This is a genomic window from Rhodococcus sp. NPDC019647, assembly GCF_044389235.1.
Lineage (GTDB): Bacteria > Actinomycetota > Actinomycetes > Mycobacteriales > Mycobacteriaceae > Rhodococcus_F > Rhodococcus_F oxybenzonivorans.
In genome coordinates, this window is sequence record NZ_JBIRXS010000016.1 from 97,104 (window position 1) to 116,868 (window position 19,765).

The following is a 19,765-nucleotide window of genomic DNA, read 5'->3' on the forward strand; positions in this document are numbered from 1 at the left end:
TCTGCGCGACCCCATGTCCGTGCACGACCGCCGCTCTTCAGGCGACACCGTGACTCTGGGCGACACCCTGGTTCTGGGTGACACCCTGTTCCTTCGCGGCCGCCGTCGAGGAACCGTTGCGGATTTCGACGATCGGCAGCACCAGCGCTGCGGGCGCGTCGGCGGGAACCACCGGCGCGGTCGGCGGCACCGGGTTCAGGCGGCGGTATCCCTCGCCCTGGGCGGGGCGTAAGTCCTTCTCACCCTTGTTCGGCCACAGCGACGCTGCCCGCTCTGCCTGCGCCGAAATGGTCAGCGACGGGTTCACCCCCAGGTTCGCCGACACCGCGGCACCGTCGACCACGCTGAGCGTCGGGTATCCCCACACGCGGTGGTAGGGGTCGATGACACCGTGCTCGGGGTCCGAGGCGATCGTGCAGCCACCGAGGAAGTGCGCCGTGAGCGGAATGTTGAACACATCACCCCACGTGCCTCCCGCGCGGCCGTCGATTTTCTCCGCGATGCGCCTCGTGGCCTCGTTGCCCGCAGGAATCCAGGTGGGGTTCGGCTCACCGTGACCCTGTTTGCTCGTGAACTTGCGCCGGCCGAACAGGCCCTTCTTGGTGTACGTCGTGATGGAGTTGTCGAGATTCTGCATCACCAGCGCAATGATGGTCCGCTCACTCCACCGGTACGGGGTGAGCACCTTCAGCGCCTTCGGATCCTTCGCGAGTTCGCGGAGGAACGTCATCCACCGTCGGCCGCCGCCGTCGGTCAGGAGCGTCTGCAGCAGCGCCATCGAGTTCGAACCCTTGCCGTAGCGCACGGGCTCGACGTGGGTGTCCGAAGTGGGATGGAACGACGACGTGATGGCGACGCCCTTGGTCAGCTCCAGCGCGGGATCGACCTTGTTCTTGGCCGCGCCGAGAATCGACTCGGAGTTGGTGCGGGTCAGCACACCGAGCTGATCGGAGATCTTCGGGAGCGCGCCCGTCTCCTTCTGGTCGAACAGCAGGTGCTGCGTGCCCCACGTTCCGGCGGCCAGCACGACCTGGGCAGCCGTGTACGTCTTGCGCTTGCGGTTCTTGACCGGGCCGGTCCGCCGGGTGAAAACGTCCCAGGTGCCGTCCGAAAGCTCCCGCAGACCGGTGACCGTCGTCATCGGGATGATGTCGGCGCCCGCCTTCTCGGCGAGACCGAGGTAGTTCTTCAGCAGGGTGTTCTTGGCACCGTGCCGGCAGCCGGTCATACATTCGCCGCATTCGATGCACCCGGTGCGGTCGGGACCCACTCCCCCGAAGTACGGGTCGGGAACCGTCTTGCCCGGCTCACCGAAGAACACGCCGACCGGGGTCTGGATGAACGTGTCACCCGCCCCCATGTCCTCTGCCACCGACTTGATGATCTCGTCGGCCGGCGTCATGTGCGGGTTCTGAACCACGCCGAGCATCTTCCGGGCCTGGTCGTAGTAGGGGCTGAGCTCGTCGTACCAGTCGGTGATGTGCGCCCACTGCCGGTCCTGGAAGAAGGAGGCGGGCGGCTTGTAGAGCGTGTTGGCGTAATTGAGCGATCCGCCGCCCACTCCGGCGCCCGCGAGGATCAGGCAGTCGCGCAGGAGGTGAACCCGCTGGATGCCGAAAAGTCCCAGCGCAGGTGCCCAGAGGAACTTCTTCAGGTCCCAGCTGGTCTTGGCGAAGTCGGCATCGGCGTAACGCCGGCCGGCTTCGAGGATGCCGACCTTATACCCCTTCTCCACCAGCCGGAGCGCGGTGACGCTGCCACCGAATCCGGACCCGACGATGAGAACGTCATAGTCCGTCGCGCGTTGCTTCTTCATCCTCGACCTCCACCGAACCTGGGTTATTACTCGCCAGTATGCACCCCAGCGCTGTGACAGCTGCCACAAGGGTTACCTTAACTGTAACGATTGGTATCAGGAACGGCTGCGCACCAGCACAAGATAATCGCCCAATGCCGCACCGGTGCTGTCGAACTACACCGAGGGCATTGGGCGAGGAGAGAAAGTGGAGCGGACGAGGCTCTACGCGCGGACCGTCAAGCCCACCTTCTGGAATTCCTTGAGGTCCGAGTAACCGGACTTCGCCATGGATCTGCGCAGGCCGCCGACGAAGTTCAGAGAACCGTACGGATCGTTCGAAGGGCCCGCGAGGACCTGGTCGAGCGACGGTCGTTCGCCGAAGGACACCGGCAGCATCGTGCCACGGGGAACCGACGGATGGGCTGCCGCCGACGGCCAGTACCAGCCGCCGCCGGGCGCCTCGGCCGCGACCGCGAGCGGCGCACCCAGCACCGCTGCGTCCGCACCACAGGCGATCGCCTTGGCGAGGTCGCCCGAAGACGCGATGTCCCCGTCCGCGATGACATGGACGTACCGCCCACCGGTCTCGTCGAGGTAGTCACGTCGAGCGGCCGCTGCGTCGGCAATGGCGGTGGCCATGGGAAGACCGATGCCGAGCACTTCACCGGTGGTGGTAGCCCCCTCCGTGGAGCCGTACCCGACGATGACACCTGCCGCTCCCGTGCGCATCAGGTGGAGCGCGGTGCGGTGATCGCTCACCCCGCCGGCCACGACGGGAACGTCCAGCTCGGAGATGAACGTCTTGAGGTTGAGCGGCTCACTGTCGCCGTGGGCGACATGCTCGGCGGAGATGATCGTGCCGTGGACGACGAGGAGGTCGATGCCGGCCTCGATCAGATGCGGAGTCAGCGCCCGCGCATTCTGGGGGCTCACCCGCACAGCGGTGGTGACCCCGGAGTCACGGACCTGCGCCACCGCGGCAGCGAGCAGGTTCGGCTGCAGCGGCGCAGCATGCAGTTCCTGCAGCTTCCGGATGGGAGCTTCGACGTCGACGTCCGATTCCGCTAGGGCGACGAGCTCGGCGAGTTTCGCCTCGACATCGGCGTGGCGGCCCCACAGTCCTTCACCGTTGATGACACCGAGACCACCACGCTTGCCCAACTCGATCGCGAACGCCGGCGACACCAGCGCGTCGGTGGGATGCGCGAGCACGGGAATGTCGAAGCGGTAGGCATCGAGCTGCCAGGACGTGGACACCTCCTTGGAGGAGCGCGTCCGCCGGGAGGGGACGATGTCGATGTCGTCCAGCTCATAGGTTCGTCGGGCTGTTCGGCCCATGCCGATCTCAACGAGGTCGCGCACGCGCGCCCCTTTCTCGTGACTGGTTGCTAGCGAGCGGTGTAGTTGGGAGCTTCCACCGTCATGGTGATGTCATGCGGGTGGCTTTCCTTCAGACCCGCAGCGGTGATCTGCACGAACTGGGCGTTCTGCAGCTCCTCGATGGTCGACGCTCCCGTGTAACCCATGGCTGCCCGCAGACCGCCGGTGAGCTGATGCGTGACCTGAGACAGGGGGCCGCGGAACGCGACCCGGCCCTCGATGCCCTCGGGCACCAACTTGTCCTCGGACAGCACGTCATCCTGGAAGTAGCGGTCCTTCGAGTACGACTTGGCCGCGCCGCGGCTCTGCATGGCGCCGAGGGAACCCATCCCCCGGTAGCTCTTGAACTGCTTGCCGTTGACGAGGATCAGCTCGCCCGGCGACTCCGCGGTGCCGGCGAGCAGCGACCCGAGCATCGCCGTCGACGCGCCCGCGGCGAGCGCCTTCGCGATGTCGCCGGAGAACTGCAGTCCGCCGTCTGCGATGACCGGCACACCGTGCGGTTTCGCGGCGGCGACGGCCTCGAGGATCGCAGTGATCTGCGGGGCGCCGACGCCGGCGATCACACGGGTGGTGCAGATGGATCCGGGGCCCACACCGACCTTGACGGCGTCGACTCCTGCCTCGATGAGTGCCGCCGCACCGCTACGGGTGGCGACGTTGCCTCCGATGATCTGGACCCGCTCGTCCACTTCGGCTTTGAGCTTCGAGATCATGTCCAGCACGCCGGCGGAGTGCCCGTGCGCACTGTCAACGACCAGAACGTCGACGCCGGCGTCGGTGAGCGCCATCGCCCGACTCCACGCCTCGTCGCCGACACCCACCGCCGCACCGACCAGCAGGCGCCCGTCTCGGTCCTTGGTGGCATCGGGGTGCTGTTCCGTCTTCACGAAGTCCTTGACCGTGATGAGGCCGGTGAGCTTGCCCTGACCATCCACGATCGGGAGCTTCTCGATCTTGTGGCGACGGAGCAGACCCAATGCCACCTCCGCGGTCACACCCTCCTGGGCGGTGATCAACGGCGACTTGGTCATGACTTCCGACACGGCGCGGTTCTGGTCGACTTCGAAGCGCATGTCACGATTCGTGATGATGCCGACGAGCTGACCGGCGTCATCCGTTACCGGGAGTCCGGAGATGCGGAAGCGCGCGCACTTGGCGTCGACTTCGGCAAGGGTGTCGGACGGCTTGCACGTGACCGGGTCGGTGACCATGCCCGCCTCGGATCGCTTGACCGTCTCGACCTGCCCGGCCTGAGCGTCGATGGACAGGTTCCTGTGCAGAACACCCATACCGCCTGCGCGGGCCATGGCGATGGCCATGCGCGCTTCGGTGACAGTGTCCATCGCGGAACTGACGAGGGGAACCCGCAGTCTGATGTCGCGAGTCAGCTGGCTGGACGTATCGACCTGGCCAGGGATGACGTTCGACGCCGCCGGTAAGAGCAGGACGTCGTCGTACGTGAGACCCAGCATTGCGACCTTGTTCGGGTCGTCACCGCCGGTGTGTACATGCCCTGCTGAACTGGTCATGCGGTTCGGGCCCTCCATGGAACTCGGATGCAGCGCCGGTAGCGCCGTCGTGGAAATTTCGGGAATGCGGATACAGACAGAAAGGACGGAGCAACGATCGATATTCCCAGCTCCTCAGACCATGGTATCGGCTCCCCGGGATCCTCATGCGAGCCCACCCACGCTGGGCCTACGCCGAACGGCTGGCGCAGACCGGCCTGACCTGCGTACCGTGGTGCTGTGCGCGATCAACTGCCTCCCGGTCTGCCCCCGGACCCCTTTGCCGGCGACCCCGCCGACCCGTCCGCAGCTCTCGATGCGATCGAACCGGGCCAGCCACTCGACCCCCACGAGCGACTCGCTGTGGAGGAAGACCTGGCCGACCTCGCCGTATACGAGGCTTTGCTGGCCCATCGCGGGATTCGTGGCCTCGTCGTGTGCTGTGAAGACTGTCAGCAGGATCACTATCACGACTGGGACATGCTCCGGGCCAACCTCCTCCAGCTCCTCGTGGACGGCACCGTCCGGCCACACGAGCCTGCCTACGACCCGACACCTGAGGCGTACGTCACCTGGGACTACTGCCGCGGCTACGCCGACGCCTCGATGAACGACGCTCTGCACGGTGACGGCTTCGACGCCTGACCCGAATCACCCGTAGACGCAGCTGTGGCCCGACACGCGAAGTGTCGGGCCACAGTTGTGTGCGCCGGTAACGGCGCACCATGTCAGCTGGTGGGGGGCGGAGGCACCGGAACGGTGGTCGTGGTGGGCAAGGGCACCGTCGACTGCTGCTGTTGCTGCGTCGGCGGCTCAAAGGTCGGGAGATCGTCCGTCGGCTGTGTGGGAACCAACATGATCGTCGGATCGACCGTGGAGGGCGGCGGAGGCTGGGTCTGCGGCAGTTGAGGCAACTGCGGCAAGGGAATCGGGGGGAGTCCCGGCAACTGGAGGTCGGTGCTCGGCAGAGTAGTTCCTGGCTGCGGTTCGACGCCCGGCAACGTGGTGCCCGGCAGTCCTGGCAGCGACGTCGGTAGCTGAGTGGTCAGAGCGGGCGCGTCCGTCGTGGTCGTACCGGGTGCGGGCGCCTGCGCGGTCGTGGTGGGTGCAATCTCGGCCAGCTGGGCTGCGAGCTTTGCACGCCAGACTTCGAGTTCGCGCCGCTGGTCGGCATCGCGGATGCCGCCGGCGCGGTCGGCCGCGTTGTCGAGCAGGTTCTTGACGGACTCGGCGTCGCCGGTCGCGAGCATGCGCTCGGCTTCCTGCAGCTGTGACGTGGTGTCGATCTGCGCCACCGTCGAATCGGCCTGCTGGCTGAAGACCACCGATTTGACGCTCCACAGCGGATCGCCCGGTTCGGCGTTGTAGGAGAAAATGGTGGCGCCGCCCATCACGACCGCGATCGCTGCGGCAGCGCCCGCGATCGGCCGTAGTAGACGCAACTTGCCGCGAGCGGCGCTCCGGGCTTCGCGAGCATCCGCCTCGTCCATGGCCGCGATGACGTCGTCGAGCAGCGGCCCGTCCGGCATCGGTGTCGCGACGATGTCTGCGCGCCAATTCGCGAGCAGGAGTGCCAGCTCGTATTGCTCCGGCGAATCCGTCGCAACAGGACCACCACCGGCGATTGCGTCGATCAGTGCATCGTCACGGCGCACTGCCGCAACGTCCACTGGTGCGTCGCCGCCTGGGAGATCGGCATCGGGATTGCCGATCCGCTTGTTTCCCCTAGCCAAACCTCTCACCTGCCTTTGTCACTTCTTTTTTCAGTTTCGCGATAGCTCGGTGTTGAGCTACGCGGACAGCTCCCGCGGTACTACCCACGGCCGCAGCCGTCTCCTCTGCCGACATTCCGACCACGAGGCGGAGGATCAAGATCTCCCGGTGCTTCTCCGGCAGCGTGCTGAGCAGATCGTTCATCTGCCTGCTCGCTTCCGAGTCGAGCGCCCTCTGTTCGGGTCCGTCATCGTTGGCTACGACATCTGGTACTTCGGCGACCGGTTCCGATTTGTTACGTGCGGAGTTTCGATGCGCGTCTGCGACCTTGTGTGCGGCGATCCCGTAGACGAATGCCATGAAAGGCCGTCCCTGGTCCTCGTAGCGAGGTAAGGCGGTCATCACGGCGAGGCACACTTCCTGTGCCACGTCATCCGCGGAGAGTTGTCCCCTCTCCGCAGCACCGACCCTGGCTCTGCAGTAGCGCACAACCAGGGGCCGAATGTTTTCCAGGACCAGAGCTAAAGCGGCCCGGTCGCCCTGCGTTGCAGCGGCGACAGCGGAGTCCAACTCCTCGCTCGTATTAGTCATCGTCCGTGAATATCCTGGCGTTACAGTGGCACCTCCCCCGATGGGTGTGCTCCCGCTCTCAGCGGAACACTTAAAGGGTAACGGTGCGGACCGAGCGGTATTCGCCCGGATTCGCCCGGAAGCGCCCCTGGACGTCCGACCAGGACCATCACCGCCGGAAGTGTCCGCCGCGGCCCGCGACGATCTCCTCACACTCTTCGCGTGCCTGCTGTGCGCGCGGATCGCCGGTCACGCCGGCGAGCAACATGGCAGCGGCCCACTTCAGCGGTATCAGACCGTGTCGTTCACATCCCTCGAGTACTTCGGCGGCGAGGTGCGCAGCCGGTCCGGAATCGGATTCCCCTGTCATCGATGCGCTGCGGAGCAGTTGGGATTTCAGGTGGTGGCGGACCGAACCGACGTGCGCCGAAATTTCTGTCGCGGCCACGGCGTGGCGGCGCGCCGACGAGAAGTCGGCGCCCGCCAGCGAGAGTTCGGCGCTCACCCAATGCAACCGGACGTGCTGTCGCCAGAGACTCCCGGTGTCGTCCGTATCCGCGCCTTCCCCTCCGAGGTGCTGTCCACAGCGATCGAGTAGACGCCATCCCAGGGCCAGGCGTCCGCATCCCAGTGCGTCGGCGGCGAGCCCGGTGAGCGCATCGCACCGTGCCGCCAGCTCGAGCGCACCCCCCGCGGGGTCAGCCGGTCCGCTGCCGATCAGGGCGAGCGCCCGGCCGTCGAGACCGGACGCGGCCCGGTGGTCCCCCAGCTGCCGTAACAACGAGGCTTGCGTGCTCCAGGCCAGGGATGCGACCGCCGGACCGGCCTGCCGGTCGCGGGTGATGTCCGTGAGCTCCGCCCGCGCCCTGCTGTAGCGGCCTTGACCACCCAGCGCCACCGCCCGCATCCACCGCTCGACGGGACGCGCGGACGTCGGTAGCGGGTGCCGTCCCGGATCGGGGCCGAACGCCGCGCCGGTCAAGATTTTTGTGATGTCGATGTGGCGACTAGTGGTGGGCACGACCGCATCCTGTCACCGCTGCGCCGCAGCTTCATGTCACCGCTGCGCCGCAGCTTCATGTCACCGCTGCGCCGGGGCTGGTCAGATGAGTGCGGTGACGGCGTCGACGGCGTCACCCAGATTCCCGACCGACTTCATCGACCGGGGCAGATGTGCCGCTGCGGCCCCGGGTCCGGCCGCCAGCAATGCAAGGCCACTGCGGCGACGCCGGATGGCGCGCGAGAGAGATGCCACGTCACAGTCTCCCGGCGGCAGCCAGAGCACGATCACGTCCGGTTCCGCGTTGGTCACGGACGCGAGTAGGGCGGTGCGGCCCACCGGCCTCGAGGTGCGGACGTCGACCGACGCCGTGGCCAGCGCAGCGCCGAGCGCGCGGAACCCGAGGTCGTGCGCGATTGACGGCCGTCGAAAGTCGAGGCTGGTGGGGACGTCCACGAGCAGCACCCGTCCGCCGACGGCGATCGGGGCGTCGAGTGTCATCGTCGACAGGATGCCCGTCATGCATTCGACGAAGGCACGGCAGTTCACTGCGGCGGCGTCCGAGTTCCGCCCCTCGTTCGCCCAGTCGAGGACCGGGACGAGCACGGCCTCCCACACGGCAGGCAATCCGCGCTCGGCGGCGGCGCGGGAAACGATGCGGCGGATCGTGACGATGTCGCGAGCGATCAAGGCCCTCGACAGATTCCGCACTGCAGGCTCGACGTCTTCGAGGACGGAAATCGTGGCCGAAAAGTGCGACGAGTTTGTTTTGCCTTCGTTTACAGAGTTGTCACCCAGAATTTGCGGAGAACTCGTCGGTTCCGAATTCGACGAATATGTAGCTATTGCGTTAATCGCATATCTCGCAGCCTCGGCCGGGCTCGCCCCCTCGTCGAGTGCTTGCTGCATACACTCCAGTCGAGCCACATCCCGCGGTGTGTATCGGCGGTGACTGCCGTGAGCATGCGCGGACGGCCCGATCCCATAACGACGGTCCCAGGTGCGCAGCGTCGACGGCGCCACGCCAAGCCGTCTGGCCAGGGCGGATACCGCCATCGTCGGCTCGCTGCCGACAGGATCGTGAGCGTGCTGAGCGTCGGACTCCGCTGACTGGGGCACCTCGACATCGTTACCTGTGACCTATGGTCTTTCAACCCGAAACCGAATCACGGACCGGCCGGAATGTAAATATTTTCCAGGTTAACTTTCAGTTTGTGGGATATGTAAATTCCCACTGTGAACAACTATTGACGCGATTTCCGAAACGACTCTACGGTTAGCGACGTGAAAGATTAGCGGCTTGAACATCGAGCCCACGGTCCGCTCGCCGCCCGAGGCGAGCTTGCAGCTAAGGAGTCCATATGCCTGCACCCAACCACCTCCCCGGTCCGAACGCCGATATCTGGGATTGGCAGATGCACGGACTGTGCCGCGGAGTCGACTCCTCGATGTTCTTCCATCCCGACGGCGAGCGTGGGCGGGCGCGAGCACAGCGGGAGACCCGCGCCAAGGAGATGTGCCGCCGCTGCCCCGTCCTCGCACAATGCCGAAACCATGCGCTGAGCGTGTCCGAGCCGTACGGGATCTGGGGCGGAATGTCCGAGACCGAGCGTGAAATGCATGCGCGGCACCGCCGCGGGCGTATCGCGGTCTGACGCTCCGGGCGGACCGACCCTGGAACCCCTCGTCCACGCCGGCGTCGAGCCGGCGCGTCGATACGGACGGGGGGTTCCGTGCATCACACACCCGGCCCGATCACCCATCCACATCGATGCCGTCTCCGAATGCCTACCGGCTGGAGGAGATGACCGGACATGCACGCTACCGTGGTGCTCGATGAAGCGAGACGAGCGTTCGTGACCCACAACGAGGGCATCACACCGGCCGAAGATGTGTGCCCGGTGGGCTCTGCCGATGCTGCTGCAGTGCGTGCCACCGACAACGCGGAACTTCGTGACGCGATGGTCCGCGTTGCGCGCGGTGATGCCGAGGCCTTCGCGGAGCTCTACGACCGCACGAGCGCCCGGGTCCACGGACTGGTCCTGCGCGTGCTGCGCGACCCCGGATACGCCGAGGAGACCACCCAGGAAGTGTTCCTTCAGGCATGGAACACCGCGTCGAATTTCGACCCGAGCCGCGGCTCGGTGATGTCCTGGCTGATGACGCTCGCCCACCGCCGGGCGGTCGACCGTGTGCGGTCCGAACAGGCGGGTACCGACCGTCAGGCGCTCTACGAGAGCACCTCCCTTTCGGGGCCGTTCGATCACGTCACCGAAGAGGTCACCCGCCGGCTCGAGCATCAATCGGTACTCGCGTGCCTCGACACTCTCACTGCCACCCAACGCGAATCGGTCGCGATGGCGTATTACGACGGACGAACCTATCGAGAGGTCGCCGCTCACCTGGGCGTCGCCCTGTCCACGGTGAAGACCCGTATACGTGACGGGTTGACACGTCTTCGTGGATGCCTGGGAGGTCTGTGAGATGAACGAAGATCTTCTGGGCATGGCCTATCCGTACGCACTGGACGCGCTCGACGACCAGGAACGCCGCGAACTCGACGCCCGGGTCGCCGCCGCCGACGAGGACACCCGAGTCGCGTTCGCCGCCGAGGTACGGGCTATTCGCGAATCCCTCGCCGTAATCAGCGAGGTGGGCGCCGTCGCCCCGCCACCCCAGCTGCGGGCCAGGTTGCTCGAACAGATCGGACAGAGCGCACAGGACGACACCTATGCGCCCGTCCACCTCGACCACCACCGCAACCGCCGGCGTCGTTGGCGGATAGCGGTGGCGGCCGCCGCTGCGGTCGGAATACTCGCAGGCGGAACCGTCATCGCCCGGCAACTCACGGAAGGCCCCGACCCGACCGTAGCCGAGCAGGTACTCCAGGCCGCGGACATGCAGTCGTCGAGCACTCCCATTCCCGGGGGCGGCTCCGCCACGGCCAGCTACTCGAAGTCCGAAAACGCCGCCGTGCTCGTCATGAACGATGTCGTCCCGCCCGCCGCCGACAGCGTGTATCAGATGTGGCTACTGCCCGAGTCCGGCGACGCACCGGTCCCCGCCGGAACCATGACCCCCGACGACGTCCTGCCGACCACCACCGTCGTCCTCGACGACATCGGCTCGATGACGAAGCTGGCCTTCACCATCGAGCCGCCCGGTGGCTCACCACAACCGACGTCGAACCCGTTCGCCGTGCTCACGCTGAGCTGAGCGAACCGGGTCGGCGGGAATACGGCCGCGACACGACGAAACCCCCGCGCGGAAGATCCGCACGGGGGTTTCGTTCGGCCGAAAGATGAGGACATCGATCGGTTCGCGGCTACCGCCTCAGTGGCTGTGTCCGTGACCGGTCTGCTCCTGCTCTTCTTCGGGCTTCTCGACCACAGCGCTCTCGGTCGTCAGGATCATCCGTGCCACCGACGCCGCGTTCACGACAGCGGAGCGGGTGACCTTGACGGGGTCGACGACACCGTCTGCGAGCAGGTCACCGTAGGTGAGGGTCGCGGCGTTGAAGCCGTGCCCCTTGGGCTGCTCGGCGACCTTGCTGGTAACGACGGAACCGTCGAGACCGGCGTTGCTGGCGATCCAGAACAGGGGCGCCTGCAGCGCTTCGCGCACGACCTTGACGCCCGTGGCCTCGTCACCGGTCAGACCGAGGTTGTCGACCAGCTCGGTGCTCGCCTGCACGAGGGCCGATCCGCCACCGGGAACGATGCCCTCGGCGACAGCAGCCTTGGCGGCGTTGACGGCATCCTCGACGCGGAACTTGCGTTCCTTGAGGTCCGTCTCGGTTGCGGCACCCACCTTGATGACCGCGACACCGCCGGCCAGCTTCGCCAGACGCTCTTCGAGCTTCTCGCGATCCCAGTCGGAGTCGGTGTTCTCGATCTCCCGGCGCAGCTGCGCGACGCGGCCCTTGATGTCGGCGTCGGTGCCGGCGCCGTCGACGATCGTGGTCTCGTCCTTGCTGACCACGACGCGACGGGCACTGCCGAGGAGGTCCAGTCCGGCCTCCTTGAGGCTCAGCCCGACCTCGGAGTTGATGACCGTACCGCCGGTGACGATGGCGAGGTCGTCGAGGAACGCCTTGCGACGGTCACCGAAGAACGGCGCCTTCACCGCGACGGCCTTGATCGTCTTCCGGATGGAGTTGACCACCAGGGTCGAGAGAACCTCGCCCTCGACGTCCTCGGCGATGATGAGAAGCGGCTTGCCGCTCTCGGCAACCTTCTCCAGCAACGGCAGGAAGTCGGGAAGTGAGCTGATCTTCTCGCGGTAGAGCAGCACGAGGGCGTCCTCGTACACGGCCTTCTGCGCGTCGAGATCGGTCACGAAATACGGCGACAGGTAACCCTTGTCGAACTGGACGCCTTCGGTGATCACGAGCTCGGTTGCGAGGCTGGAGGATTCCTCCACCGTCACGACACCGTCCGTGCCCACGCGAGTGAGCGCCTCGCCGACCAGTTCGCCGATCTCTTCGTCACGCGAGGAAACCGTGGCGACCTGGGCGATGGACTTCTTGCCCTCGACCGGGGTGGCGGCCGCGAGCAGCGCCTCGACGACCTTCTCGGCGGCGGCGTTGATGCCGACTCCGAGTGCCATCGGGTTGGCGCCTGCGGCAATGTTCTTCAGACCGCCGCGAACGATGGCCTGAGCCAGCACGGTGGCGGTGGTGGTGCCGTCACCCGCGACGTCATTGGTCTTGGTGGCGACGCTCTTGACCAGCTGCGCGCCGAGGTTCTCGAAGGGATCCTCGAGGTCGATCTCCCGCGCGATGCTGACGCCGTCGTTGGTGACGGTGGGGCCGCCGAAGGCCTTCGCCAGTACTACGTGGCGGCCACGCGGACCCAAGGTCACCTTGACCGCGTCGGCCAGCTTGTCGACCCCGCGCTCGAGAGACCGGCGTGCGGTCTCGTTGAACTCAATCTGCTTGGACATGTGTTCCGTCTTCTCCTGGATTTCAGGGTTCTGCGCGTGAACGCACTCCGCCCCGGGATCCTGTAGGGACTCCGGGGCGGATCACGTATGGCCTTACTTGGAGACGACAGCCAGCACGTCGCGTGCCGACAGGATCAGGTATTCCTGACCGGCGTACTTGATCTCGGTTCCGCCGTACTTGGAGTAGATGACGGTGTCACCCTCCTTGACGTCGACCGGGATGCGGTTGCCCTGCTCGTTGACGCGGCCTTCGCCGACTGCGACGACGGTGCCCTCCTGGGGCTTCTCCTTGGCCGTGTCGGGGATGACCAGGCCGGAGGCAGTCGTCGTCTCAGCCTCGTTGGCCTGGACGAGGATCTTGTCCTCGAGCGGCTTGATGTTGACGCTCGCCACGATGAGCCCTCCACTTTGGGGTATCTGGGTCCGAGGAACATCCTCGGACACCTGTTTGAGTGTTCCGTTTACGGCACTTCACACAGCCCCGTCGTCGCGGGTGCCGGAGCTCGATCGGCGCCACTTGGCACTCTATACGTGAGAGTGCCAACGCTCAAGGAGGAGCCCCCGGCTGATCGCGCTCAGCGGAATCCCACCCTCCGGACGGGTTGTCACCTAAGGTCGTCTGGTGTCTGACATGAACCGGCGTACCTTCCTCACGATTGCCGGACTCGGCGCCATCGGAGCGGTGGGCATCAGCGGACGTCCGTGGGGACTGCAGTACGCAGGCGCCGCCCCCCTTCCCACCTCCGGAGCGGGCACCACGCTCGAAGCGACAGCCGTCCCTCTGGGAACGTCCGGATACCGCAAGCTCGGCGCGGGTCCGGGTTGGCCGACGATCGTGCGCACCGAACTCGCCGAGGCCCGGAACGGCCGCGAAGACCGCCGCACCGCGCTCGCTTCGCTGGTGCAGCTCACGGACGTCCACCTCGTCGATGCCCAGTCCCCGGTGCGGTTCGAATACGTCCATCCCTTCACGGGTTCCGCGTTCCGTCCGCAGGAAACCCTCACGGCGCACGGGCTGGTCGCCCTCGTTCACCGCGTCAACGCTCTCGCCGCCGGCCCCCACACCCAGCGGCCGTTCGACGCGGTCGTGAGCACCGGCGACAACACCGACAACAAAGAATTCGCCGAGTTGAGCTGGTTTCTCACCGCCCTCAACGGTGGCACCATCGTCCCCAACACCGGTGCGCCCGACCGCTACGAGGGCGTGCAGAATTCAGGTGCGGATCTGTACTGGAACCCGGAGTCCCCGATCCAGGACATGTACAAGAAAGCCGGCTTCCCCGAAATCCCCGGCCTGCTCGGAGCAGCGATCGACCCCGTCACCAGCCCCGGACTACGCACGCCGTGGTACTGCGTCTTCGGGAATCACGAAGACTCCGTCGAAGGCACTGTGCCCAGCGGTATCCCACCGCTCGACGCGATGTACACCGGTTCACTGAAGTTCGAGGTTCCGGGATCGCCCGACCAGGCGAAGGCGGTCGACATCGCGACGAAGTACGACCCCGGCGCCATCGCCGGCGTCCTCTCCGCCTTCACGACGCCACCGCGGGTGGTCACCCCCGATCCGACACGAGCCCCGTTCACACCACGCCAGTTCATCGCCGCCCATCTGGATCCGGCCAACACCGGCCCCGGGCCGGTAGGCCACGGGTTCGCTCCCGATGCAGGTGATACGGGAATCGGCTACTACGCCTTCGACATCGCCCCCGGTGTGGTCGGTATCAGCATGGATTCCACCAATCACGCCGGTTTCGTCGACGGCTCATTGGGCGCCGCCCAGTTCCGCTGGATCGAGGACACGTTGCTCGCCGGCAGCAGCGTCTACTACGACTCCGCGGGCGCCCGGGTGTCGCAGGCGCGTTCGGACACCTGGTTCGTCCTCTTCAGCCATCACACGAGCACCACCATGGACAACCTCGTCCCGGACCCGGCCAATCCGACCGAACCCCGAATACCGGCTGCACAATTGGTGAGCCTGCTCCATCGCTTCCCGAACGTGCTCGCCTGGGTCAACGGACACACCCACGAGAACCGGATCACCCCCTGGGCCGGACCCACACCGGAACAGTCGTTCTGGGAGGTCAATACCGCATCGCACATCGACTTTCCGCAGCACGGGCGAATCCTCGAAGTGGTCGACAACGCCGACGGCACGGTGTCGATCCTCACCACCTTGTTCGAAGCCGACAGCCCGTACTCGGTCGACTACACGGACCTGTCCGCGCTCGGACTCGCCTCTCTGTATCGGGAGCTGTCCTTCAACGACATTCACACCGACCCCGTCCGGCTGGGCGCTTCCGTCGACCACAACGTCGAACTGTTGCTGTCGTCGGGTCGTTAGTCACTTCCGTCCACGGGCCCAGCCGACGGCTGCCGCCACCACGCGGATGCCGACGCCGATGAGAATCAGGTTCCCGATGATCTGAACACTGACGACAGCGCGCGACGGATCGGTCGTCGCCGTAATGTCCCCGAATCCCACGGTCGAAAACACCGTCAACGAGAAGTACAGGGCATCCATCCGGCTGAGGGATTCGGAGAAGTATGTCGGGTAACTCTGGGACATCAGGCTGTATCCCACGGCGTAGCCGAGCAGATAGACGGGGAGAATCAGTGCCAGCGCCTCGATGGCCTGCAGGGTGGGCACGTCGGACCGCAGAATCTGCCGGATCTGCCACACGGCGACCAGCAGCACGACGAGCAGTCCCCCCACGAGGAGCGTGATCGTGGAGATGCCGTCGACCGAGGTCCATGGGAGCACGAAGTAGCCCACGCCGCAGAGCGCAACCGTCGCGACCGGGCGCACGAGCCCACGGCGCAGCAGGCGCCGACGATCACGCGGGTCGAGGTTGCGAAACTCGCTGGCATTTCCCATGAAAATCCTCCGGACAACTGCGCAGGTGGGACCGGATATCGAGCGCCATCCTCGTCTCGTCGGAGCGAAACTCGAGAGCGAAAGCCACCAGATTTCTGTAACGTTCGGGTAACGGTCGCCGATTCATGGGGCAGGGATGCTTCTTGTGGAGGGCGTTCCGGGAAAGACAGCAGGGCACGACGCGACAATGTGGGAGGGGGTGTGTGGAATGAATATGTCCTTGGGCATGTCCACGGGTGCTGCCGGAGTCGGTTCCGCCCTCGTCACCACCGACTCCAACGGTTCGCAGAGCGTCGAGTTCCGATACCTGTCGGCCGACGAGGCCCACACCGACCTCGGTGACCTCGTCCGTTCCTCTATCTCCCTCATGACCACCCAGGTGCCTGCCGACCCCACGACCCCCGACGCATTCGCCGTCACGTACCGCACTCCGGAACAGGCCCATTCGATTCGCAGTGCCGTCAGCAGGCAGCGGCATCGTGTGCACCTCGTGCCGGAAGCCGCTGCCACCCTCACGTATCTACGCCACACCGGTGAAATTGCCCAGCACGCGACGGTCGCCATCGTCGACTTCGGCGAGTCCGGTTTGTCGGTCTCGGTGGTCGATCAGGTCGACGGCACCGTGCTGCACGCCGACCGCACCGCGCAGGTGAGCGGCAGCGCGATCGACGACCTCGTGTTCGAGTACGCCGTCGCCAATCTCGCCACCCCCCACCACCTGCGGCATCTCGATCGCGAACTGCTCTCGGAGCGTTGCCGCGTCGCGAAGGAGCAGCTGTCGACCGACCTGAATGCCACGGTCGACGTCGAGTTCCGGGGCATGGCGCCGATCCGCCTCAGTCGCAGCGCCTTCGAAGACTTCGCGGCACCGGTGATTCGGGTCGCTGTCGAGTTCATCCGATCCACCGTTTCGGACTCACCACGCGCACCGGAGGCCATCGCGCTGGTCGGGGGCGGAGCGAACATTCCCGCGTTGCGGGCAGCGGTGCGCAGGGCCTTCACTGCCCGTGTCGTCGCCGTCCCCGAACCGGAAACCGCCACCGCCAAAGGCGCCGCACTCCTTGCCGTGTCCAAGGCGATCGAGCAGTACCCGCCCACGGAGTCGACTCGGCCCAGTTCGACGGCCAAGGTGTCCGGCGCACTCGTCGGCGCGTTGGTGGTGGGCGGACTGGTACTGGGGTACGGGGTACGTGAACTCGCGCCGGCACCCGACCCCAATGTCGCGCCCGCCGGGAGCGACACCTTCCACACGTCGCAGCAGCACGCGCCCAGTACGGACACACCGGCTGCTACGCGAATTCCGTCGTACGATCCCACACCGACGTCGGACTTCACCCCGGAGCAGGGTGTGCCGACCACGTCGTCGTCCCAGGGGTGGGATCGGAGCGCTGTGCGGATGCCCGACTCCACGACGAGCACAACGCCTCCCACCACGACACCACCGGCGCCGACCACCACTCCCGCGCCGACGCCCCGGCCTCCGACCGATCCCACTCAACCGGATTGGCCGCACATCGAATGGCCGGCTATTCCTCCGCTGTGGCCGCAGGTTCCCGGGGAGTCGACCCCGGATCAACCGAGCCCTGTCGCACCCTTGCCTGGAGAGAGCGCACCGCCCGCTGAGAGTGCGCCACTGCCACCGCCGCCGGAAGGCGCGCCCGCGCCGCTGCCGCCTATCGGTGACGCCGAAGAGGGAATTGCGGTGGTTCCGGCGCCGATGCCCGTGGCGCCGACTCCGGCATTCGCGCCCCCGAGTGTCTTCCCGTTCAGGTGAATACCTGACTGGTGGCCACCGAGAGGCCAGGATCGCTCGCCACGGTGAGCAGTGACGGCGCTGCACCCCCTGCGACGATGTGTGCTCCCAGCGAAGCGATCATGACCCCGTTGTCGGTGCACAATCGCGGTTTCGGCACGCGCAGCGTGAGACCGGCTTCGGCGCACCGTTCCTCGGCGAGCGAGCGGATGCGTGAGTTCGCGGTGGCACCGCCGCCGAGTACCAACGTGTCCACGCCCGTGTCGCGGGCGGCGCGTACCGCCTTCATCGTGAGGACGTCGGCCACGGCTTCCTGGAAGCTGGCGGCGATGTCGGGGATCGAATAGGTCTCGCCGGCACGCTCCTTGGATTCGACATACCGCGCGACCGCGGTCTTCAAGCCGGAGAAGGAGAAGTCGTGCCGCGCGTCCCTGGGCCCGGTCATCCCGCGGGGGAAGGGAATCGCGTCCCGATCGCCGTCTCGAGCTGCGGCGTCCAGTGCGGGGCCGCCGGGAAATCCGAGTCCGAGAAGGCGGGCCACCTTGTCGAACGCCTCTCCCGCCGCGTCGTCCACGGTGGTGCCGAGCTCGGTGATCGGCTTCGCGAGATCCTCGACATGCAGCAGGTGGGTGTGTCCGCCCGACACCAGCAACGCGACGCACGACGGCATCGGTCCGTGTTCGAGGGTATCCACCGCAACATGGCCACCGAGGTGGTTCACCGCATAGAACGGAATATCCCAGGCGGCCGCGTACGCTTTCGCGGCGGCGACACCGACCAGCAGTGCCCCGGCGAGTCCTGGACCGATGGTGACGGCGAGTGCGTCCGGCTTGCTGATGTCCGCTGCGGCGAGCGCACGCCGCATCGTCGGGACGATGGCTTCCAGATGCGCGCGGGACGCAACTTCGGGCACCACGCCGCCGTAGCGGGCGTGCTGATCGACGCTCGAGGCCACCTCGTCGGCGAGGAGCTCGCACGTACCGTCGCCGTTCCACCGGACGATACCGACTCCGGTTTCGTCACACGAACTTTCGATACCCATGACGATCATTGCACCGGCTCCTCACCCGCTCCGGCGCGACGCATGGTGTACGCGTCCGCGCCGCTCGGTTGGTAGTACTGCTTTCGGGTTCCCACGATGTCGAATCCTTCACGTCGATACAGTGCGATCGCCGCGTCGTTGTCGGTCCGCACTTCGAGAAAAACCGGTCCGCCCCGCGCATCGGCCAGTCGGAGAAGTTCGGCCAGAAGCGCTCCGCCGATCCCCCGGCGCATGTACTGCGGGTCGGTCCCGATCGTGTGCACCTCCGCTTCGGGATGTGAAGGATTGCCCAGCAGGGCCAGTCCGGCATATCCCACCACCCGCCCGGTGTCGGTGCGCGCCACCACGTACCGCACGTGCGGCGCCGCCAGCTCGGCACGGAATGCAGCTGCGCTCCAAGGTCCGTCGCCCGCAAACAGCAGGCGCTCGAGCTCGGCGCACCGCTCGGCATCCGCGGCGACCATGGGTTCGATGGAGAACGTCACTTCGGGCGATCCGCCAATTCGACCGCATCCGGTCGTCGCAGATAGAGCGGAACGAGCGGCTCCGGCACGTCCCCACCGGCCAGCACCGACGCAGCAGCCTCGACCAGACCTGCGGGCGAGGGTGTTTCGACGGGTTCGACCGGGAGGTCGAAGAAGTCGACGTGCGACGGCGACCCCGCCACCACCTCCGACGGCATCGGCTCGAGCTCGCGGGGCTTGATCACGCCGGGCCCTTCCACCCGTCGGCCCGCCGAGTAGCGGGCCCAGTAGACCTCACGGCGGCGCGCATCGGTGACGACGAGGAGATTCCGCTCGCCGTGCACCTGCGCGGCGATCGCGTCGAGGCTGCAGACTCCGTACACCGGTGTGCCCAGGGCATCACCGAAAGCCGCTGCGGTAGCCATTCCGACCCGGAGGCCGGTGAACGGTCCCGGGCCTACCCCGACCACGATCGCGTCGAGATCAGCCGGCCTGTGACCCGACTCGGTAATGCACTCGAGGATGTGCGGCGTGAGGACCTCGGCGTGGGCGCGCGGGTTGACCGTCACGCGCACCGCGAGGGTGTCCACCGCGTCAGCGGGCGCGGATCTTGCCGAGAACCGGACGACTCCGGCGGTCACGGCGGGTGTGGACGTATCGATGGCGAGAACAAGCACGGTATCTGAGGGTACTCGCACGTCAGCACGGCTCCCGC

General features: G+C 66.5%; 19 protein-coding genes and 1 pseudogene. 6 read left to right on the forward strand and 14 right to left on the reverse strand.

What is annotated here, in order from left to right; genetic code table 11:
• Positions 1-37: 37 nt before the first annotated feature.
• The 3 genes from ACH49N_RS24850 to guaB all read right to left on the reverse strand — a co-directional run bounded on the left by ACH49N_RS24850 (position 38) and on the right by guaB (position 4,710).
• Entirely contained in the window at positions 38-1,816 is a 1,779-nt protein-coding gene (locus ACH49N_RS24850) for a GMC family oxidoreductase N-terminal domain-containing protein (RefSeq protein ID WP_159925697.1), read from the reverse strand.
• Positions 1,817-2,020: 204 nt separating this feature from the next.
• Positions 2,021-3,160, reverse strand: a complete 1,140-nt coding sequence (locus ACH49N_RS24855; protein ID WP_159925695.1) for a GuaB3 family IMP dehydrogenase-related protein — start codon at positions 3,158-3,160, stop codon at positions 2,021-2,023.
• 26 nt (positions 3,161-3,186) lie between these two features.
• Positions 3,187-4,710 carry an IMP dehydrogenase gene (guaB, locus tag ACH49N_RS24860; RefSeq protein ID WP_109331493.1) on the reverse strand — a complete coding sequence of 508 codons (1,524 nt, stop codon included), beginning with the start codon at positions 4,708-4,710 and terminating at the stop codon, positions 3,187-3,189.
• A gap of 219 nt (positions 4,711-4,929) precedes the next feature.
• Here guaB and ACH49N_RS24865 point away from each other — a divergent pair, with 219 nt between their 5' ends.
• Entirely contained in the window at positions 4,930-5,334 is a 405-nt protein-coding gene (locus ACH49N_RS24865; protein ID WP_005239778.1) for a DUF5319 domain-containing protein, read from the forward strand.
• Positions 5,335-5,417: 83 nt separating this feature from the next.
• On the opposite strand, the gene ACH49N_RS24870 is transcribed toward ACH49N_RS24865, so the two are convergent.
• The 5 genes and pseudogenes from ACH49N_RS24870 to ACH49N_RS24890 form a co-directional block, all read right to left on the reverse strand.
• Positions 5,418-6,431 carry an anti-sigma-D factor RsdA gene (locus ACH49N_RS24870; RefSeq protein ID WP_159925693.1) on the reverse strand — a complete coding sequence of 338 codons (1,014 nt, stop codon included), beginning with the start codon at positions 6,429-6,431 and terminating at the stop codon, positions 5,418-5,420.
• Positions 6,415-6,993, reverse strand: a complete 579-nt coding sequence (locus ACH49N_RS24875) for a sigma-70 family RNA polymerase sigma factor (protein WP_109331498.1) — start codon at positions 6,991-6,993, stop codon at positions 6,415-6,417. The genes ACH49N_RS24870 and ACH49N_RS24875 overlap by 17 nt, the downstream gene beginning before the upstream one ends.
• 148 nt (positions 6,994-7,141) lie before the next feature.
• Entirely contained in the window at positions 7,142-7,993 is an 852-nt protein-coding gene (locus ACH49N_RS24880) for a hypothetical protein (protein ID WP_358275151.1), read from the reverse strand.
• Between the two features lie 81 nt (positions 7,994-8,074).
• Positions 8,075-8,683 (reverse strand): transcriptional regulator, encoded by a 609-nt coding sequence (locus ACH49N_RS24885; RefSeq protein ID WP_358275243.1) that lies wholly within the window; start codon positions 8,681-8,683, stop codon positions 8,075-8,077.
• Between the two features lie 159 nt (positions 8,684-8,842).
• Positions 8,843-9,028, reverse strand: a pseudogene (locus ACH49N_RS24890) (MerR family transcriptional regulator); the annotation flags it as partial.
• Between the two features lie 305 nt (positions 9,029-9,333).
• Here ACH49N_RS24890 and ACH49N_RS24895 point away from each other — a divergent pair.
• The 3 genes from ACH49N_RS24895 to ACH49N_RS24905 all read left to right on the forward strand — a co-directional run bounded on the left by ACH49N_RS24895 (position 9,334) and on the right by ACH49N_RS24905 (position 11,188).
• Positions 9,334-9,627 carry a WhiB family transcriptional regulator gene (locus ACH49N_RS24895; RefSeq protein WP_005239766.1) on the forward strand — a complete coding sequence of 98 codons (294 nt, stop codon included), beginning with the start codon at positions 9,334-9,336 and terminating at the stop codon, positions 9,625-9,627.
• A gap of 159 nt (positions 9,628-9,786) precedes the next feature.
• On the forward strand, positions 9,787-10,455 hold the full coding sequence (locus ACH49N_RS24900) for a sigma-70 family RNA polymerase sigma factor (protein WP_358275149.1): 669 nt from the start codon (positions 9,787-9,789) through the stop codon (positions 10,453-10,455).
• 1 nt (position 10,456) lies between these two features.
• Positions 10,457-11,188 carry an anti-sigma factor gene (locus tag ACH49N_RS24905; protein WP_358275148.1) on the forward strand — a complete coding sequence of 244 codons (732 nt, stop codon included), beginning with the start codon at positions 10,457-10,459 and terminating at the stop codon, positions 11,186-11,188.
• A 117-nt stretch (positions 11,189-11,305) separates the two neighbouring features.
• On the opposite strand, the gene groL is transcribed toward ACH49N_RS24905, so the two are convergent.
• Both groL and groES read right to left on the reverse strand, forming a co-directional pair.
• Positions 11,306-12,916 carry a chaperonin GroEL gene (groL, locus tag ACH49N_RS24910; protein ID WP_109331503.1) on the reverse strand — a complete coding sequence of 537 codons (1,611 nt, stop codon included), beginning with the start codon at positions 12,914-12,916 and terminating at the stop codon, positions 11,306-11,308.
• A gap of 93 nt (positions 12,917-13,009) precedes the next feature.
• Positions 13,010-13,309, reverse strand: coding sequence for a co-chaperone GroES (gene groES, locus ACH49N_RS24915; RefSeq protein WP_003940763.1), 300 nt, complete (start codon positions 13,307-13,309; stop codon positions 13,010-13,012).
• Positions 13,310-13,538: 229 nt separating this feature from the next.
• On the opposite strand from groES, the gene ACH49N_RS24920 reads away from it, so the two are divergent.
• Complete coding sequence (locus ACH49N_RS24920) at positions 13,539-15,257, forward strand: TIGR03767 family metallophosphoesterase (protein ID WP_358275146.1); 1,719 nt, start codon at positions 13,539-13,541, stop codon at positions 15,255-15,257.
• Here ACH49N_RS24920 and ACH49N_RS24925 read toward each other — a convergent pair whose 3' ends face one another.
• Positions 15,258-15,791, reverse strand: coding sequence for a potassium channel family protein (locus tag ACH49N_RS24925; protein ID WP_250769011.1), 534 nt, complete (start codon positions 15,789-15,791; stop codon positions 15,258-15,260).
• A 208-nt stretch (positions 15,792-15,999) separates the two neighbouring features.
• Between ACH49N_RS24925 and ACH49N_RS24930 the strand changes: the two genes are divergently transcribed.
• Positions 16,000-17,565, forward strand: coding sequence for an Hsp70 family protein (locus tag ACH49N_RS24930; protein WP_358275144.1), 1,566 nt, complete (start codon positions 16,000-16,002; stop codon positions 17,563-17,565).
• Here the strand turns inward: ACH49N_RS24930 and tsaD are convergent.
• The 3 genes from tsaD to tsaB are packed head-to-tail and all read right to left on the reverse strand — an operon-like array spanning position 17,558 to position 19,727.
• On the reverse strand, positions 17,558-18,595 hold the full coding sequence (gene tsaD, locus ACH49N_RS24935) for a tRNA (adenosine(37)-N6)-threonylcarbamoyltransferase complex transferase subunit TsaD (RefSeq protein WP_159925679.1): 1,038 nt from the start codon (positions 18,593-18,595) through the stop codon (positions 17,558-17,560). The two genes, ACH49N_RS24930 and tsaD, sit on opposite strands and share 8 nt — an antisense overlap.
• On the reverse strand, positions 18,592-19,071 hold the full coding sequence (rimI, locus tag ACH49N_RS24940; RefSeq protein ID WP_159925677.1) for a ribosomal protein S18-alanine N-acetyltransferase: 480 nt from the start codon (positions 19,069-19,071) through the stop codon (positions 18,592-18,594). The genes tsaD and rimI overlap by 4 nt, the downstream gene beginning before the upstream one ends.
• On the reverse strand, positions 19,068-19,727 hold the full coding sequence (gene tsaB, locus ACH49N_RS24945) for a tRNA (adenosine(37)-N6)-threonylcarbamoyltransferase complex dimerization subunit type 1 TsaB (protein ID WP_358275141.1): 660 nt from the start codon (positions 19,725-19,727) through the stop codon (positions 19,068-19,070). The genes rimI and tsaB overlap by 4 nt, the downstream gene beginning before the upstream one ends.
• Positions 19,728-19,765: the final 38 nt, after the last annotated feature.